The sequence below is a fragment of the Flavobacterium panici genome, assembly GCF_024499525.1.
Lineage (GTDB): Bacteria > Bacteroidota > Bacteroidia > Flavobacteriales > Flavobacteriaceae > Flavobacterium > Flavobacterium panici.
This window is the reverse complement of sequence record NZ_CP100437.1, coordinates 225,856-243,491: the sequence shown is the minus strand read 5'-3', so window position 1 is coordinate 243,491 and position 17,636 is coordinate 225,856. Positions and strand designations below refer to the sequence as shown.

Below are 17,636 nucleotides of genomic sequence, written 5' to 3'. Positions count from 1 at the left end.
TTCTGTAAGAACATTTCATCGGTAGAAAAATTATATTGTTTTAATGGATTACGTTTCGTAGGAACGTTTGATTTCGATATTGTTTTTTAATAATCTGATCTGTCAAACGTTCCTATGGAACGCAAATGTTGCTGATCTTTATTTTTTCTACCTACGAAACATTCCTATGGAATGATAACTGCATATAATAAATTATAGAAAAAGGGCTGACTTTTGAGACAGCCCCATAATTAACAACCATGAACTAAAAAAAAGTATTACATTTTTGTAAGCGGCAGGTTAAAATTGACTTTTATTTTATCCGCCACTTTTTTAGAAACCAGTTTTGGAATTTGAATATCAAAATCTTCTGCTTTTACTTCAAAATTTCCTGTTACGGTAATCTTGTCGTCAGACTTTGAAATTTTGGCATTTGTCGTTACTTTTTTTGTTTTTCCGTGCAGCGTTAAATCTCCCGAAATCTTAACTGTTTTAGCTGTCGCCGAAAGTTTGGATGCATCAAAATCTTCAATTTTTCCTTTAAATGAAGCTTTAGGAAATTTATCCGATTCTACATAATTTTCATTAAAATGTTCTTCCATTAAGGCCACTTTAAACCGAAATCCTTTCATAAGTGTTAACACTGCAATATCTCCCGTTCCTGAATCTAAAATGGCCGATGTGTTTTTGTTTTCTGCTGCCACTTCTTCAAAAGAATCAACAGAAGCTTCAAACTTTAAGTTTCCTGTTTTTGTTGCATATTTTTGTGCCGAAACATGAAATATTCCAGCCAATAAAAATAGCAGTACAATTCGTTTTTTCATTTTCTATCGATTTAATTTTCTAATAATCCGTCCGTACTCCATTGTATAATTGTATTGATTTTATCCTGAGACATTCTTCCTGCTTTTGGCATTTGTCCCGGAGTTCCATTTTGACGCTGAATTCGGTCTATCAAATTCGTATTTAAAGTGGCGTCTTTCACCTGAGTATACGTTTCTAAAGGGATAAGCTGGGACTCAGAATTATGGCAGGCAATACAGTTGGCATCAATGATAGATTTCACATTGGCGTTGTAGGTAACCGGGCCTGTTATAACTTCTGATTCTTCCAGACTTTCATAAGTAGTAGATTCGCAGCTGTATAAGGATAATATAATGCCAGATAAGAAGATAAATTTTTTCATATTGTATACTTTTAAAAAACTCTATATAAATTAAATCCAAAGAAAAAATCGCCTTTTCCCCAATCACCCGTTGCATTGGTCAAGTAGCCGCTCTCCGTCATAGATTGTGAATTGGTAAAAATCAACTGAAAAATATGACCGCCGGTTTCTATGTCCAATCCCACAGATAATGGATTGTTATAAAAGTCAGGTTTGTTGAAATTTTCACCATATTCAAGATTTAAAGAAAGTCTTTTGGTTAATTTTAATCTTCCGCCCGCACTTAAAGTAAATTGATTATCGTTTTCATTATCCGGATTATATAGATTTTTATGGATAAATGAAGGCGCTAATTCTAAAGATAATTTATCAGAGAATTTTCTGGAAATCAAAAGTTGATTAATATAAGTTAATCGGTCAGAGAATTCAATTTTAGGATAATCGTCTTTTTTTAATCCGCTGTTAATATCAATTGTATTGTAACCCACAATGTCAAACGGGAATTCGTCGTTTTGTCTCGCTAATCGATATTTAACCGATGTTTCGTAAATTTTCAAAAGTGTATGACGTGACGCACTTACAGAAAGCCAATCGGTTACACCATAAATTCCGCCAATTTTTGTCGTGGCATCATCAAAACCAAAAAACTCAGAGATTCCGCCTTTTACAGAACCAAATCGATGCGATATAACAATATAAAGCTCTTTTTTGGCCGCCATTTTTGTCGACTGCAATGTTATAATCTGCAGACCTTTAAAAGTGGCAGTTGCGTTTTTATCAACTACTTGTGTTGAGTCCAGACTGGAAAGTAAATCTTCTTGGGCATTTGCACATAAGCAGATTAAAAAGCTGGCTATTAAGAATATTTTTTTCATATTTAGTTTTGTTGTATACTGCATTGATCCAATTTTACAACTCCAAATAAATCATCAAAACCTATACATCTTCCTTTTATATTGATTGGTTTATTGGTGAAGTTCGTTTTTACTATTTCATTCATTTTACAAAATACTTTTCCGTCAATTACCATTGAAGAATCAGTAACTTCTGTGGCTGTTCCTTCAATTTCAATTGTTTTATTTAAGTATTTTGAATCTGCCTGCAAAGCATTTTTCGCATAGTGGTTTTCTAATTTTTTAGCAGAAATGGTAAGTATTGATTTTTCATTATTGATGTCTCTGGCATCTTTGTAAATAATGTTTTGGTAGATATAGTAAGGGCCAAAACTTACCAAAAGCAGTACGATTAAAATCGTGATTTTTCGTTTGTTCATGTCAATTTGGGATTTAAATTTTACAGCAGTTTACCAGAATTTATTATGTATTGATTTTTTATTTAACACATAGTAACATAGATTTTATACTTAAAAAGGATAAAAAAGAAACTCGTTTCTTTCACATAGTAAGCGCTGTGAATTTTAAATAAATGAAACGCCTTTTTAAGAATCTAAAATCTATGTCCCTATGTGTTGAAATTAATTTACACTCAGTAGGTAAATTATGTTATGGCGCAGCCGCAGCCACAATATCTTTTACAGGAACCGGCCAAACACCAGGAGCAGGGAAACTAATTCCTTTGTTAGCGCCTCTTACGTTTGCATCTTGTCCAAAATAGTATAAAGGCCATCCGTTGTAAACCAATTGTGATTTACCAAATACAGTAATAACTGAGAATTTAGTTTTATCAAGAGTAGAAGGAACTACAATTTTGTCTGTCTCATATATTGGCCAAACTGCATTGTTAGAAAAATCTTCTTTTGTGTAGTTGTTTTTGTTGAATTTATCGTTTTTAAAAGTGTACAGCGTAATACCTTTAGCATCTGTAAAGTACGTTGTAGCACCGTCTCCAACAGTATAATCTGATTTGTAGTTTTTACCGTCATGCCCCACAAGCTGGCTTCGAACAATCATGATAGAATAATCTGGTTTTGCGATAAACCAAATACCGCCAATTCCGTCCCCGCCTGTTTTTCCGGCAGCTTCAGGAGTATTAGTTACATTTCCATATCCATCATCTCCAGAACTTGGGGAGTAATAGTATAAAGGCCATCCTTTATAAGTAACTTGTTTTTTTGTACCAACAGTAACGGTTCCAAAATCTGAGAATGATAATCCTGCACCCAATTTATCTGCAGTTAAATTATCTAAATAAAATGGAGGCCAAACTTTTTCACAGTCACCAGTACAAGATACTTGTCCTTTTGAATCTGTTGAGAAAAAATATAAAGATCTTCCGTCTTTATCTACAAGGTAAGAACCTAATGTAGTGCTTGTAGCAAGGCTGACCTCTTTTTTAACTTCTGGAGTTGGCGGGTTATTATTTCCACCATTGTCTCCACTATCTCCACTGTCACTACTGCAGCTTAAAAAGAATGTTGTAATTACAAGGACCGCAGCGAATTTAAGTTGTTTTAATTTCATCGTTTTTTAATTTAAGTTATTTTGATATTGATAAGGGAATTGAAACTTTACAGAAAATCGTAAAGTGTTTTGTTTTAAAATTCTACATCAGGAAATCGTGCTTTAATGAGCATTTTGTTTCCTGTTTTAGTTTATGCTACGAAGAGTCATAAATAAAATAGCCTTCGTGGTATTTTTTGAAGTTTTGTAAGGCGGTCATTTTTATTTTTTTGATAGGGTTCAATAGTAAAACAGCCTTGATGTAGATTACCCTACCAAAGAATTGAAGTTTTTGTAAAAAAAAATGAAAAATTAATGTAGGATTTTTTAAATCCCGACTTGAAGAAAATTAGTAGGAAACCCTAAAGCTCACGTTTGGAGTTCTTTGCAGTGAAAAAGTCTCGACTTCTTCGATAGAATTTGTCAACGAACTTACTCTGTAATATTCGCTGATTTCGTTTCTTCTGTTTAAAATATTTAAAATAGAGATCCCTAATTTGTATTGAATGCCGTTAGCTGTTTCCCATTTATAGGTTGAAGAAAAGTTTACCTGCGAAAATATATGCAGATTATCACTGTTTGGCTTACGATAAATTAAAGTAGGATTTGAAGGATCGATTTGTGTATTATCAGGAGAAGTTTTAGGTCTGCCCGACGTCCATTTTGTGCCCAGAGCAATTTTAAAATTGTTTTTTTCATAAATACCTGCCCACGATGCTGTGTGCATTACCTCAAAATTGTTAGGGAAAATTGGGTATTCGTAATTAGAAAAATGATAATTATTATGATTATAAGTATAACTTAACCAAGTCAAAAAGTGGTTCATTTTTTTTTGAATCAGCATTTCGGTTCCCCAAACCTCATAATCGCCCGTAGTTTTAACAAACTCTAGCTGGTTTTGGAAACCTTGGCTTGAAGTTGTAATTCCTATTACTTTTTTATAAAAATTTTCGATATCAAAAAGCCAGTCATTTTTTATATAAGATAAATTTAGAGAAATCTGTCTGCTTTTTTGAATAGGAATTGTGGAGTTGTTAGAGATAATCCAGCGTCTTTTTTCAATTCCGAAATAATCCTTTTGTAAATCAATAATCTGTTGAGAATTTTGACTTTTTAGTTCGCCCAGCAATTCTGCATTTAAACTTTTGCTAATGCCGTAACTAAACTGCGCACGCGGTTCTATAATATATTTTTTAAACTTTTCGATATAATTAATTCGGCTTCCGGCCTTAAAATAGATTCTCGAAATGGTATCGTTGTATTTTACTTCTGCAATTAAAGCGTGGGTTCTTAAAACGTCTTTTACTTTACGATAGAAATCCGGATTTGTAACCTGCTCTAAATTAGTAACACCAATTTCATTAAACTGATACCCATCGTTTATGGTAAATTTAGAATTAAGGATATGATTATTTTCTAAATTAATTCCGTTATTGTTCACCGTATTTTCCTGAATTACAATTTGACCTTCGCTGGTAGATTGATTCGCGCGAAGCTCGTAAGCAGAATTGTAAATATTAATTTTAGTGGTATTAAAGCTGTTCCAGTTTCGTTTCCACGACAAATTTCCTCCATAATTTTGCTGACGTAAAATATTGTTTTCAGAACTGTTTATGTCGTAAACTTTTGCACTTTGAAAAACTTCCAGATTATCTTTTATGGTAATTAAGTCTAAAACAATTTGGTCTTTAAGTCCTATTTTTTGAGCATATTTTAGCGTCGCATCATAAAAACCAAATTTTTTGTCGCTGTGATAATCGACATTTTGTTTATCTGAAAAATCAGTTATAGTAGTGTTTTGAAATACTTTATTGAAATACTCTTTGTAAGTAGGCGTTTCAACAAAATCAGTAATTGATTTACGTGCCGAGATCTCAATATAACCCTTTGGCGAAATATTGTATTTCCCGTAAACATCAGCATTGATCATATTTAATCCTGCGCTAAACGAGTTTTTTTCAGCCATTTCTGGAGTAGAAGAAATCGCTACAACGCTCGATACACTTTCTCCGTAAAAAGCAGAACTTCCGTTTTTATAAATAGAAATAGTATGGGCCAGATTAGGATTGAAGGCCGATATTAAACCAAAAAAATGTCCCGTTTGAAACATTCGTATACCATTCCACAAAAACAAATTCTGGTCGTGTGTGCCGCCGCGAACGTTAATGCTTGAAACACTTTCGTCAATACTGTTTACACCCGGAATTTGCTGCATGGTCTGCAAAGCATCGGGCTCGATAAGTCCGGGAAGAATACCAAATTTTTTGGGTTTAATTTCAAAAGATCCGTCTTTGTTTTTTGAAATCCCCGAAGCCAGAATAGCATTTGCCTTAATTTCCTGAAGCTGCATAATTTCAGGTTCTAAAAATAGTTGGAGACAATCTTTAGAATCCGTATTTGTTGCAGTAATTTTTTTCGTTACAAATCCTACGTGACTGATTACGAATGTATTTTTGTTTTCTTTTGTAAACTCAAAATAACCGTTTGCATTTGTTGCAACCTGAGTTTTGTTAGACAGACTAATATTGGCGTTTTCAATTGGTTTTTTATCCGTATTAGAAAAAACATAACCGCAAATTAGCGGTTCCTGATTTTCTTTTTTATAAATATTAATGAATTTGTTGTCGATGTTTTCAAAAGATAAATGGGTTTTTTGAGCCAGATATTCCAGTTTTTCGACTAAAGAAAGTGATTTTTTTGGCGGAACTAATTCCAGCCCCGCAATATTATTTTCGGTATAATTAAAACTGACCTGATGCTGCTGCTCAATTTCAAGTATGATTTTTTTAAAAGGCATAAGTTTTCCTTTGTCCTGAGCAAAAGCATTCAGGACAAGGAAAAACAGAAGAAACAAAAAATGAAATTGTTTGGGGAGCAACATTTATTTTCCGTCAAAAATTATTTTATTTTTTGAGACTTGCTTGGCCTCTAAATGATAAGTTGTACTAATAATCTGCAAGGCTGTGTTTAAATCGTTAGCAGGTAATTTCCCTGTAAATAATGATGTTGTATCTTTTGTATTTAATTCAATTGTAATGTCATATTGTCTTTCAACTTCGTCAAGAATGCTTCTGATATTTTCTTTATAAAAAGCGATTTCATTGCCTATCCATTCTGGCTGCGTTAAACTTACAACCGTCTTAATTTGTTTTCCGTTTTCAAAACTAACGCTTTGTCCGTGCGTTAATAAAATTTGAGTATGTTCATAATTTACTTTTACACGTCCTTCAAAACACACTACATCAAACCTATTTTTTCTGGCTTTTACGTTAAACTGAGTTCCTAAAACGGTTACTTTTCCAAGACTGGTTTCTACTTCAAATTTTCGGCCTTTGGCAACCCTGAAATAAGCTTCTCCTTTTAGTTCCAAGTGTCTGTTGTTGTCCCAGTTCCATTTTTTATAATTTATTTCAGAACCAGAGTTTAATACCACTTCAGAATTATCAGGTAATGAAAAAGTGGTCTTTTTTCCAAAATCTGCTATTTCTGTCTGCGGTACTAAAACCTTCATCGCAAACGTAATTCCAAGTGCCAGAACAAATATAGCCGCCGCTCTAAACGCCCACTTTTTGTATAGCGGAACTACTTTTGGAGCCGCTTTTTTCTGACTCAAAATGTTCGACAGCATCGCATTTTCGTCCAAATCACCTACCTCTAAATGAGCTGTATAATCTTTTATTTTTCGGTATTTTTCAAAATCGGGACTTGCTTCAAATTCAGCCAATTCATCCGGAGATAAATCATCGTTGAGCCATTTTGCTAATAAGCGATCTTTTTTCATTGTACTGTACTATATTATTAAAACAATTAAAACTAAATTTACCCTACTTTTATAAATCAATTTCTTTACGTAAGCTTAATAAAGCGAGATGAATGCGCTTTTCTACTGCCTTTACGCTGATATTTAATTCTAAGGCAATTTCGCTGTATTTTTTTCCGTCAATTCTATGCATTAAAAAAGCTTCACGCTGCTTTTCGTTTAAATTTTCTATGGCTTTTAAAAGTTTGGCCTGAAATTGTTTTTCTTCCAGAATATATTCGGGATTTTCATTTGTTTTGTCTAAACCCGTGAAGTTTTTTTCGTATTTCAAAACCACTTTTTGGTGTGCAATTTCGTTGAGACTGCTGTTGTTGGCAATTGTATATACGTAAGATTTTGCTTTTTCCAGCGGTACAGATGCACAATTTTGCCAAAGTTTTACAAATGCTTCCTGCGCCACATCTTCAGCCTGATTGACATTGCCAAATTTGTAAAAAAGAAAATTTCGAAGTGCTTTTACATGACTTTTGAAAAAAGACGAAAAAATTATTTCATCGCAAGTATCTGATTGGTTCTTAGTTGGCATTTATATTTGTGATTGGTATGATGCAAAAGTATTTGTTTTTACTTTAAGTAGGGTAAAAGCAATGCAGATTGTTTTATAGTAGTATGAAATGAAATTTCGTATGATAATTAAAAATGAAAAAACAATTCAAACTCCTTGATCGAGAATTTATTAAAAAGCAGTTTCTTAAATTTTATTACCTTTGTAAAAATATAAATATGTTCCCTTTTAAAAAATATTTATCACTAGCAGCAGTTTTCCTGTTTTTGTTATCTTGTCAAAATGAATCGCCTGACGATCAAGGTGATAGTGGACAAGGAACAATTACAAATGCTTCTCCGCTTACTTCTTATCTGCAAAGGGTTGCTATGGTGCCAACCGTGCAGGATAATGTAATTGACGGTTCTACTTATTGTACTATAAAACTACCTTATACGGTTACTGTAAATAATACTCAAATTGCCGTTAATACTACTGCCGATTATCAAAAAGTAATAGACAATATCAATGCAAATAATTATGATGACGATATTGTGAAAATAGATTTTCCGGTAACGATGGTTTATTATAATTACATCCAAAAACTGATTCCAAATGAAGCTGATTTTGATTCTTTAATTGATTACTGGAATCAATATCCTGATCTTTTATCTAAAATTAACGGACTGAATATCAATTATCCTATAACAATAAATATTTATAACAGCGCTAATCAAATAGGAAGTTCCCAATCGATTATAAGCGATCAGACCTTTTTTAATTTTATTAAAAATTTGAATGCCAGTCAGTATATTTCTTTAAAATATCCAATTTCGATAGTTGATTATCATGGTCAAACGAAAACTATTAACAATAATCTGGATTTCGAAAATGCTATAAAATATGCGATTGATTATTGTCCTGAAAACAATATTGTAACCCTTGATTTGAATGAAGTAATTACAAAAGGTTCCTGGGATATTCCGTATTATTTTGATGATTCTGAAAAAACTTCCTCTTACAGCGGTTATTCATTTGTGTTTAAAAGTGATAACTCTGTAGTGGCTACAAAAGGCGGAACTTCAGAAACAGGTCAATGGGAGAGCAGCGTACAAAATAATGTTAGGGAATTAAAACTGACTTTTAGTTCAGCCTTATTAAGTAAATTGAATAATAACTGGAAATTGTTTGAGTTTAATAATTCACAGATTCGTTTACGCGATGTAAGCAGCAGTACCAATTATCTTTATTTTGAAAAGCTGTAAAAAAAAATGACCGCACAATTTGGTTTGAATCATGCGGTCAAATCGAGTTAACTAATCATAAATCATTATTAATTGGGCGTAAAGGTCAAATAATCTAAATTCATATTACCGTTTTCGACGATATGTAAAGTGAGCAATTGCTTTCCTTTTTCTAATTTAATTGTACCAATATTTTCAGAACTGTTCCAGTGATGCCATTGTCTCCAGGCAACAGGATCTTTATCATCGTGCGTTGAAATAATTTTCATATTTCCGGTAGCATCTTTTCCGTTTACAGCAATAGAAATTGTTCCATCGCCGTTTGCCGTATAAAGAACACCAATTTTATAAGTGCCGGATTTTTTAACTTCAACCGTATAATTTATCCATTCCGTTGGCTGCGTCCAGCCTACATAAAGCTGTTTCATCTTAATTGGAACTTTGGTATAAGGCGTATCGTCAATACTGTCTGTTTTGGTATACGAAATATCAACACCTTCTTTTAGCCGGAACTCGTTTAAAGGATTTCCGTTTACCGGATTCAGTTTTCCGCTTCCATTATTCACCTCATCCGTATCGTGATACGCAACGCCTTCGCCTCCTAGATCATAAAATTCGCATTCTATTTTTCCGGGAATTTGCTGCGTTTTAAAAGGTTTTGGCTTTTCAGCCGATGATTGAGCAAACGTTGAAAAACAATTTACCAAAACGAAAACATTCAGAAATAATAATACCTTTTTCATAATATGATTTTTAGCGTATTTCTAAAGTTGCGATTGAATGCGCAAGACTCGTAATTTTAGAAGCTTTTCCTTTTATCCATAGAAAATATTCTACGTCATTATCAGTTTGGTTCATTACCACAACTTCAAGATTATTATCCTGATTCACGAAAGCTGTAGACAACAATTTATTACTGCTCGAATTACAAGCTACACGTTTTGCGCCCGGTTTAATGAATTTAGAAAAATGTCCTAAATAATAATATCCGTTCGTATAAATCAGTTTTCCGGTTTTTAAGTCAGCGTGAATAGGAGACATGCAAAAGTTTTGAACGTGATTGGGTCCGCCTCTTTCATCCAGTAAAATATTCCAGTCTGTCCAGGCAACCGTTCCAATATTGAAATCGTTAATCATCGACATTCCGTATTTTTCACCGTAACTCCATTCCGTTAATAATTTTTGGTCAAAATCTGCCGCGCAGCCTTCCGTAAGAATAAGCGGTTTGTCCGGAAAAGCTTCTGCAACACGGCGTTCGCCTTCAAAGTTCATTCCGTTTTTCATCCAGTCTTCGTACCAGTGATATCCAACTCCCCAAACATATTTTGCAGCATCTTTATCCTCTAAAACGGTACTTACACGCTGATACATTAAATCACGATTGTGATCCCACATAATCAGTTTCTTTTTAGATAAACCTGCTTTTTGCATTGTTGGGCCAAGAAAGTTTTTTATAAAATCACGTTCTTCCTCCGCAGTAAAAATGCACGATTCCCATTTTTGAACCGCCATTGGCTCGTTTTGAACGGTATAACCCCAAATAGGAATTCCTTCTTTTTCGTATTCCTTAATGAATTTTACAAAAAAGTTTGCCCAGCTTTGGTGATATTCTGGTTTTAAAGTTCCGCCCTGCAAAACATTATTGTTGGTTTTCATCCACGCCGGCGGACTCCAAGGCGAAGCGTATAACGTTAATTTTCCTCCGGCTTTTGCAATAGCTTCTTTAATCAACGGAATTCTGTATTTTCTGTCGTGACTGATATCGAAAGTTTTTAAATCTTTGTCGCCTTCCGCAATATAACTGTAAATATCACTGGAGAAATCACAGCTTTGCATATTCGTACGTGCCAAAGTATAACCAATTCCTTTGTCCTTATCGTAATAAGCCGTCAGGATTTCTTCTTGCTTATCTTTTGGAAGCGCATAAAAAACTTCTGCGGAAGCGTCAGTAAGTGCACCGCCAATTCCTAACAAAGTTTGATAGGTTTTAGACGGATCAACAAAAACAGAAGTTTCTTTTTCTGTTGGCTGCGGTTTATCAAAAAACGATAAAGTTTCGGTTTTTGTTAATTTATTTTCGGTGTTTTTTGCCGTTACAAAAACCGTTACACTTTTATAATCGGCTGCTTTAGTCTGCTTTTTCTGCGCTGATAAACTTGCCGCCAGAAAACCGGATAACATGATGGTCAGGCATGCATTTATTTGGTATGTTTTCATAATTATGGTTAAATAGTTAGTATCGTTTTATGCCAGAATGTTATCAATTTTTTGAAGCTCATCAGCAGAAAAAGCAGTGTTTTTAAGACATCCAACAGAATCTAAAACCTGTTCTGGTTTGCTTGCGCCAATGATAACTGAACTAATTCTGTTATCTTTTAAAACCCACGACAATGCCATTTGTGCCAGACTTTGACCGCGTTCTATCGCCATTTCATTTAACAGACGAACTTTTGCAATATTTTCCGGCGTTATTGCATCTTCTTCAATAGCTCCGTTTCCGCGATGTGCGTTTGCTCTTGAATTTTCCGGAATTCCGTTTAAATATTTATTCGTAAGAAGTCCTTGTGCCAAAGGAGAAAAAGCGATTCCACCAACTCCGTTAGTTTCCAAAACATCCAGTAAACCTTTTTCAATAGTACGTTCCAGCATAGAATATTTAGGCTGATGAATTAAGCATGGTGTTCCTAATTCTTTCAAAATTTTAATAGCATTTTGAGTTTCTTCAGGGCTATAGCTCGAAATACCCACATAAAGTGCTTTTCCCTGACGTACAATTAAGTCAAGTGCTGCCATAGTTTCTTCTAATGGTGTATTTGGATCTGGCCTGTGATGATAAAAAATATCAACATAATCTAATCCGAGGCGGGAAAGACTCTGATCTAAACTCGCAACTAAATGTTTTTTTGATCCCCAATCGCCGTAAGGGCCATCCCACATAGGCCATCCAGCTTTGGTAGAAATCACAAGTTCATCACGGAAAGGTTTGAAATCTTCTTTAAATAATTGACCAAAAGTCTGCTCTGCAGATCCCGCCGGCGGACCATAATTATTGGCCAAATCAAAGTGACTTATACCATTATCAAATGCAGTGTGTAATATTTTACGGGCGTTTTCGATATTGTCAATCGCGCCAAAGTTGTGCCATAACCCAAGAGAAAGGGCAGGAAGCATTAATCCGCTTTTACCGCTGCGGCGGTATTCCATTTTTTGATATCGGTTTGAATCAGGTATGTAACTCATATTTTTATTTTAATTACTTGTTTAGTGTAGTTTTTAAACACATAGAAATATAGACTTTGTTATTGTCGAAAGGCGTTTCACTAGCATTAACAAACATAGGCTGTGTAAATGATTTGTCATTTATTTTAATCTTTTCATTTAAATAATATAAAGCTATGTTTCTATGTGTTTAAAAAAAATGTTACAGTTAAACGAATTGCTTGTTATATTTTTTTAAATGCTTTTATTACAATTTCTAAATCGCTAGTGCCTCTAAAACCGCTAAAACCAACAGAAAGTTTTGTTCCGTCAGATAAGGTTAAAGGTTGTCCGCCCTGCCAGCCAATAAGATCTGGTGCTTCAATTCCGTTAGCGTTTTCATCGACAATATTATTAAAAACCAATTTTTCATAATCTCCCGTTTTTACTCCGGTAAGCCAAACCTGACTCGCTTTTGTCCACGCAATTTTATACGATTGTCTTTTTCTGGCTTTATCATTTCCGTACATACGGCCATAAACGGTTCCTTCTTCGTCAATAATACATACGGCTACATTTCCGTTTGAAATTACTTTGTCTTCCTGAACGTCCATGTAACTGGGGATCAGATCTTCAATAGCCAATAAAGCTAAAGCAATTCTTAAGTGTAGAATTTGATCATTCATTATTTTGATTTATAAAATGTTAGGGATTTCAAAGATGAAATATTTTGTTTCCTAATTTCTTAAACTAGATCAAGAAATTATAATAAATAAAATTTTTATTAAACACATAGAAACATAGTTTTATATTCAAGTTGAAAAAGGTTAAAATAAATGACACATCATTTACACATAGCCTATGTTTGTTGATGCAAGTGAAACGCCTTTTTTAGATTCCTAAAAGCTATGTCCCTATGTGTTTAAATTAATAGATTCAATGAGTTAAATAAATCATCTTATATTTACATCTTGTAAATCAGTAAAACAATGTTTCAAAAAATACGAGAATATCTTTCAAGATCTGTCCGCCTTTCTGAAGAAGAGATTAAAATTTTTGAAAACAGTCTGGAATTGAGACTGATTCCCAAAAAAACAATCTTGTTACAGGCTGGCGAAGTATGCAATTTTGAAGCTTATATTAATAAAGGCTGTATTCGCGAATATTTTATTGATGATGCAGGAATTGAACTGACGTTGCAGTTTGCAACCGAAGATTGGTGGGTAAGTGATATTACCAGTTTTGAAGACCAGATTCCGAGTGATATGTATATTGAAACGCTTGAAGATTGCGAATTATTGGTTTTAACCCGTCAGTCTAAAGAGAATTTGATTAACGAAGTTCCGCAGTTAGAAAGAATGTTCCGATTGATGATTCAAAGGCATTTATCGAAATTGCAAAAGAGATTGTTTAAAACCGTTTCTTCAACGGCAATGGATCAGTATATTGAGTTTGTTACGCGTTATCCAACAATTTCGCAAAGGGTTTCTCAGCAGTATATTGCTTCTTATTTAGGAATTACGCCTGAATTTTTAAGCAGATTACGAGCGAAGCATTTGAAGAATGGGTGAATTTAGATTTGAAAAACAATAAAAAAGGGCTGTCTCAAAATTGAAGCAACCCTTTTTAAGTTTATATATTTCTTTGTTCCGTAGGAACATCTCGTTGGTAGAAAAATTATATTGTTATCATCGTTTACGTTCCGTAGGAACGTTTGATTTTGACATCGTTTTTTATAATCTGGCCTATGAAACGTTCCTACGGAACGTAAATGCGGTCAATCGTTATTTTTTTTCTACCAATGAAACATTCCTAACGGAATGATAACTGAATATCAAAAAGTAACAAGTTTTCTCTGTTCCGTAGGAACATCTCGTCGGTAGAAAAATTATATTGTTATCACCGTTTACGTTTCCTAGGAACGTTTGATTTTGACATTGTTTTTAATAATCTAATATATCAAACGTTCCTACGGAACGTAAAATGCGGTCAATCGTTATTTTTTTTCTACCGATGAAACATTCCTAACGGAATGATAATTGAATATCAAAAAGTACAAGTTTTCTCTGTTCCGTAGGAACATTTCGTTGGTAGAAAATTATATTATTATCATCGTTTACGTTCCGTAGGAACGTTTGATTTTGACATCGTTTTTAATAATCTAATATATCAAACGTTCCTATGAAACGTAAATGCGGTGAATCGTTATTTTTTTCTACCGATGAAACATTCCTAACGGAATGATAACTGAATATCAAAAAGTAACAAGTTTTCTCTGTTCCATAGGAACATCTCGTTGGTAGAAAAATTATATTGTTATCACCGTTTACGTTCCATAGGAACGTTTGATTTTGACATCGTTTTTTAATAACCTAATATATGAAATGTTCCTACGGAACGTAAATGCGGTCAATCGTTATTTTTTTCTACCGATGAAACATTCCTAACGGAATGAAACAGGATATCAAAAAGTAACAAGTTTTCTCTGTTCCGTAGGAACATCTCGTCGGTAGAAAAAATTATATTGTTATCATCGTTTACGTTCCGTAGGAACGTTTGATTTTGACATTGTTTTTAATAATCTAATATATCAAACGTTCCTACGGAACGTAAAATGCGGTCAATCGGTATTTTTTTTCTACCAATGAAACGTTCCTAACGGAATGAAACAGGATATCAAAATGTTATAACAAGTTTCAGAATTTTTAATTCCAAATCTCATTCATTTCTGTCAAAATAATCGGTTTTCCATCAGTAACCACAATTGTATGTTCGTGCTGCGCCATAAAACCACCTTTGTTTCCAACCATTGTCCAGCCATCTTGCAGAGTTTCGGCAATTGTAGAAGTTGTTGAAATAAAAGTTTCAATTGCCACAACAGAGTTTTTCTTAAATCTGGTTAAGTTAAATTTATCTCTGTAATTGGCGATTTCGTGCGGTGCTTCGTGCAGACCTCTTCCAATCCCGTGACCAGTTAAGTTTTTGATGACTTTGTAACCTCTTTTTTTAGCTTCAGTTTCCATTATAAAACCAATGTCAGAAATACGAACGCCGCCTTTTATATTGTAAATTGCTTTATGCAGAATTTCCTTTGAAGCTTCAATCAATTTTTGATGACGGTTTATATCTTCTCCAATAACAAACGAACCTCCATTATCTGAAAAGAAACCATTTAATTCTGCCGAAACATCAATATTGATTAAGTCGCCTTCTTTCAGTATTCTTTTATCAGAAGGAATTCCGTGGCAGAATTCTTTATTTACGCTGATGCAAGTCCAGCCGGGAAATCCATACGTTACATACGGAGCCGATTTTGCTCCGAGATCATTCAGGATTTTTCCGCCGTAATCGTCTAATTCTTTTGTTGAAATTCCGGGTTTGGCATAATTTCTCATTTCTCTTAAAGCGTAAGCTACAGCTTCGCTTGCCTTTTTCATTCCGATTAATTCTGCTTCTGTTGTTATTGACATGGTGGTATTTTTCTAATTGCTAATATAAAACTTAAATTTAAAGTATTAGTTCAATATCACTTTTTTAGAGAATAGGGTTTCTCATTGATGTTTTTCCATTAGAAGGGTTTCCTGTTTTATGGCAAAAGTTTTCAGGATAATTTACATTACCAAATTGTACCCAGCTTTTATATGCTTTATCACTAAAAGGCCTATTTGGATTATATGGGATTTTATTTCCTGTCCTGATACAGAAACCAAATCGAATAATTTCTTCATCTCTTTCTGGTCGCAATGATACTTCTGAGCCTAACTCTAATTCATCAGGAAAGTCTCCCAGTTTTTTTATTAATGTACGTTGTTTGTAATTGCGAAAATTATGGTAGAAATTATCAGTGACATCATGTAGAATGTCAGATTTGATATAATTTTTTCCAAGAAATGCACTTAGGAGTTTTTTTTCATAAAGAGGACGCTTTACAAAAACTGCTTCATTGTTATGTGCGATTTCCCAACAAGTATTCCAAGCTTCCTGATCTGCCGATTTATTAAAACTACCCAAAATATTTTGTTCTGTATAGACACCAAATTCTATATTATTTTTAAATGAAAAATCATAAAGATTAATAGATGTAATTACTCCTTTTTTTTCATTTCCATAATATTTCGCATGAAGTTTTGGAACATAAACAATAGTAACATTTAAGAATTTTTTGAAGTAATCGTAATCATCTTTGCTTAAACTTCGGCTTACTTCTCCTTCATTCTTGCCAAATACAATTAAAATGTGAACTTTAGGATTATTGGTATGTTTGTCAAACAAACGCTTAAAATAATCATCCAGCTTTATGTAAGGCGAAACAATAAGAATTGTGTTTTTTGCTTCCCAAATGATGTCATATACAACTTTCTCAAGTTCTTTTCCTGTAATGAATTTTGTCATTTGTAATTATATTTTGCTTTTGGTAATTTTAAATCATTCATTTGTTTTTGTTAGCGCTAATATAATTTAATTTGAGAAAATATTTACAAGTAAAAACCCCTAAAGATTAGCTTTAAGAGTTTCATTTATATAATATCTTTTTATTAAATGTTTTAAAATTTCTTCGCCAATTTCAAAACATCTGAAGGAGAAAACCCATATTTCTTTTTAAAAGCAAAAGAAAAATGGGAGAGATCTTCAAAACCAAGATCAAGATAAATATCAGAAGGTTTTTTGCCTTTCTTTTCCATTAAAAAATAACCTTCTTTAAGTCTGCGTTGAATGAGCCACCGGCTTGGCGTATCAGAAAAAATGGAAGCAAAATCACGTTTAAAAGCGGAAATACTTCTTCCGGTTAAATATGCAAAACGTTCCATGCTGATATTAAACTTATAATTGCGGTTCATATAAGCTTCTAAATCTATTTTTTCAGGCGGTGCAAAATCAAATAAAATATCGGTCAATTGCGGATTTTCTTTTAGCAGAATCAAAAGTAATTCTTCCCGTTTTATATTCGAAAAAGTCTCGTCAATTTCACCGCCATCATTATAATAAGGCATTAAGGAAAGAATGAAATTCGGAACGAGATTGGTTTTCTTCAAAGCAAAAAATGCCGCTTCGTCTTCACTTTTTTGAGCTTTGGTTTTATGTTTTGCGGCAAAAGTTTTTAAAAACGCAGTATCAAAAATTACCACGACTTTTTCAAATTCGCCGTCTTGTTTTTGTTTGTTGTATCGTGCCAGATGATTTTTTCGGGCAATACAATATTCGCCCGGTTTTAGGTTGTATTTGCTAACTCCGTCATAACCTTCAATAGTGCCTTTTGCGAGATACAAAAAGAAGTGTTCTGCAATAAAATGTTCCGGCGATATTTCGGGACCTATATAACAACTTTTGATTTCTGTATATTTCATAA

17 protein-coding genes are annotated in these 17,636 nt (G+C 33.5%); 2 read left to right on the top strand and 15 right to left on the bottom strand.

Annotated features, from left to right (window positions below; genetic code table 11):
* Positions 1-257: 257 nt before the first annotated feature.
* The 8 genes from NLJ00_RS01075 to NLJ00_RS01040 form a co-directional block, all read right to left on the bottom strand.
* A complete protein-coding gene (locus tag NLJ00_RS01075; protein WP_256635971.1) occupies positions 258-803 on the bottom strand; it encodes a YceI family protein in 546 nt (181 codons plus the stop codon).
* An 11-nt stretch (positions 804-814) separates the two neighbouring features.
* Positions 815-1,165 carry a cytochrome c gene (locus NLJ00_RS01070; protein WP_256635970.1) on the bottom strand — a complete coding sequence of 117 codons (351 nt, stop codon included), beginning with the start codon at positions 1,163-1,165 and terminating at the stop codon, positions 815-817.
* Between the two features lie 11 nt (positions 1,166-1,176).
* On the bottom strand, positions 1,177-2,019 hold the full coding sequence (locus NLJ00_RS01065; protein ID WP_053472447.1) for a DUF5777 family beta-barrel protein: 843 nt from the start codon (positions 2,017-2,019) through the stop codon (positions 1,177-1,179).
* Between the two features lie 2 nt (positions 2,020-2,021).
* Positions 2,022-2,417 (bottom strand): OB-fold putative lipoprotein, encoded by a 396-nt coding sequence (locus NLJ00_RS01060; protein WP_256635969.1) that lies wholly within the window; start codon positions 2,415-2,417, stop codon positions 2,022-2,024.
* Between the two features lie 229 nt (positions 2,418-2,646).
* A complete protein-coding gene (locus tag NLJ00_RS01055; protein ID WP_256635968.1) occupies positions 2,647-3,564 on the bottom strand; it encodes a COG4315 family predicted lipoprotein in 918 nt (305 codons plus the stop codon).
* 328 nt (positions 3,565-3,892) lie between these two features.
* On the bottom strand, positions 3,893-6,397 hold the full coding sequence (locus tag NLJ00_RS01050) for a TonB-dependent receptor (RefSeq protein ID WP_256635967.1): 2,505 nt from the start codon (positions 6,395-6,397) through the stop codon (positions 3,893-3,895).
* Between the two features lie 27 nt (positions 6,398-6,424).
* The gene (locus NLJ00_RS01045) at positions 6,425-7,324 is read right to left on the bottom strand and encodes a FecR family protein (protein WP_256635966.1); all 900 of its coding nucleotides are present in this window, start codon (positions 7,322-7,324) and stop codon (positions 6,425-6,427) included.
* Between the two features lie 49 nt (positions 7,325-7,373).
* On the bottom strand, positions 7,374-7,889 hold the full coding sequence (locus tag NLJ00_RS01040; protein WP_256635965.1) for an RNA polymerase sigma factor: 516 nt from the start codon (positions 7,887-7,889) through the stop codon (positions 7,374-7,376).
* A 197-nt stretch (positions 7,890-8,086) separates the two neighbouring features.
* Here NLJ00_RS01040 and NLJ00_RS01035 point away from each other — a divergent pair, with 197 nt between their 5' ends.
* The gene (locus tag NLJ00_RS01035) at positions 8,087-9,112 is read left to right on the top strand and encodes a hypothetical protein (protein ID WP_256635964.1); all 1,026 of its coding nucleotides are present in this window, start codon (positions 8,087-8,089) and stop codon (positions 9,110-9,112) included.
* Positions 9,113-9,180: 68 nt separating this feature from the next.
* Here NLJ00_RS01035 and NLJ00_RS01030 read toward each other — a convergent pair whose 3' ends face one another.
* From NLJ00_RS01030 to NLJ00_RS01015, 4 genes are all read right to left on the bottom strand, one after another.
* The gene (locus tag NLJ00_RS01030) at positions 9,181-9,834 is read right to left on the bottom strand and encodes a delta endotoxin C-terminal domain-containing protein (protein WP_256635963.1); all 654 of its coding nucleotides are present in this window, start codon (positions 9,832-9,834) and stop codon (positions 9,181-9,183) included.
* 10 nt (positions 9,835-9,844) lie between these two features.
* Entirely contained in the window at positions 9,845-11,308 is a 1,464-nt protein-coding gene (locus NLJ00_RS01025) for a glycoside hydrolase family 30 protein (protein ID WP_256635962.1), read from the bottom strand.
* 27 nt (positions 11,309-11,335) lie between these two features.
* Entirely contained in the window at positions 11,336-12,331 is a 996-nt protein-coding gene (gene mgrA / locus NLJ00_RS01020; protein WP_256635961.1) for an L-glyceraldehyde 3-phosphate reductase, read from the bottom strand.
* Between the two features lie 203 nt (positions 12,332-12,534).
* A complete protein-coding gene (locus NLJ00_RS01015; protein WP_256635960.1) occupies positions 12,535-12,975 on the bottom strand; it encodes a GlcG/HbpS family heme-binding protein in 441 nt (146 codons plus the stop codon).
* 303 nt (positions 12,976-13,278) lie between these two features.
* Here NLJ00_RS01015 and NLJ00_RS01010 point away from each other — a divergent pair, with 303 nt between their 5' ends.
* A complete protein-coding gene (locus tag NLJ00_RS01010) occupies positions 13,279-13,860 on the top strand; it encodes a Crp/Fnr family transcriptional regulator (RefSeq protein ID WP_256635959.1) in 582 nt (193 codons plus the stop codon).
* A 1,134-nt stretch (positions 13,861-14,994) separates the two neighbouring features.
* Here the strand turns inward: NLJ00_RS01010 and map are convergent.
* The 3 genes from map to NLJ00_RS00995 form a co-directional block, all read right to left on the bottom strand.
* Positions 14,995-15,759: a type I methionyl aminopeptidase gene (gene map, locus NLJ00_RS01005; RefSeq protein ID WP_256635958.1), complete on the bottom strand. Its 765-nt coding sequence runs from the start codon at positions 15,757-15,759 to the stop codon at positions 14,995-14,997.
* Positions 15,760-15,823: 64 nt separating this feature from the next.
* Positions 15,824-16,681: a phospholipase D family protein gene (locus tag NLJ00_RS01000; RefSeq protein ID WP_256635957.1), complete on the bottom strand. Its 858-nt coding sequence runs from the start codon at positions 16,679-16,681 to the stop codon at positions 15,824-15,826.
* Between the two features lie 152 nt (positions 16,682-16,833).
* On the bottom strand, positions 16,834-17,634 hold the full coding sequence (locus tag NLJ00_RS00995) for a helix-turn-helix domain-containing protein (protein WP_256635956.1): 801 nt from the start codon (positions 17,632-17,634) through the stop codon (positions 16,834-16,836).
* Positions 17,635-17,636 lie beyond the last annotated feature (2 nt).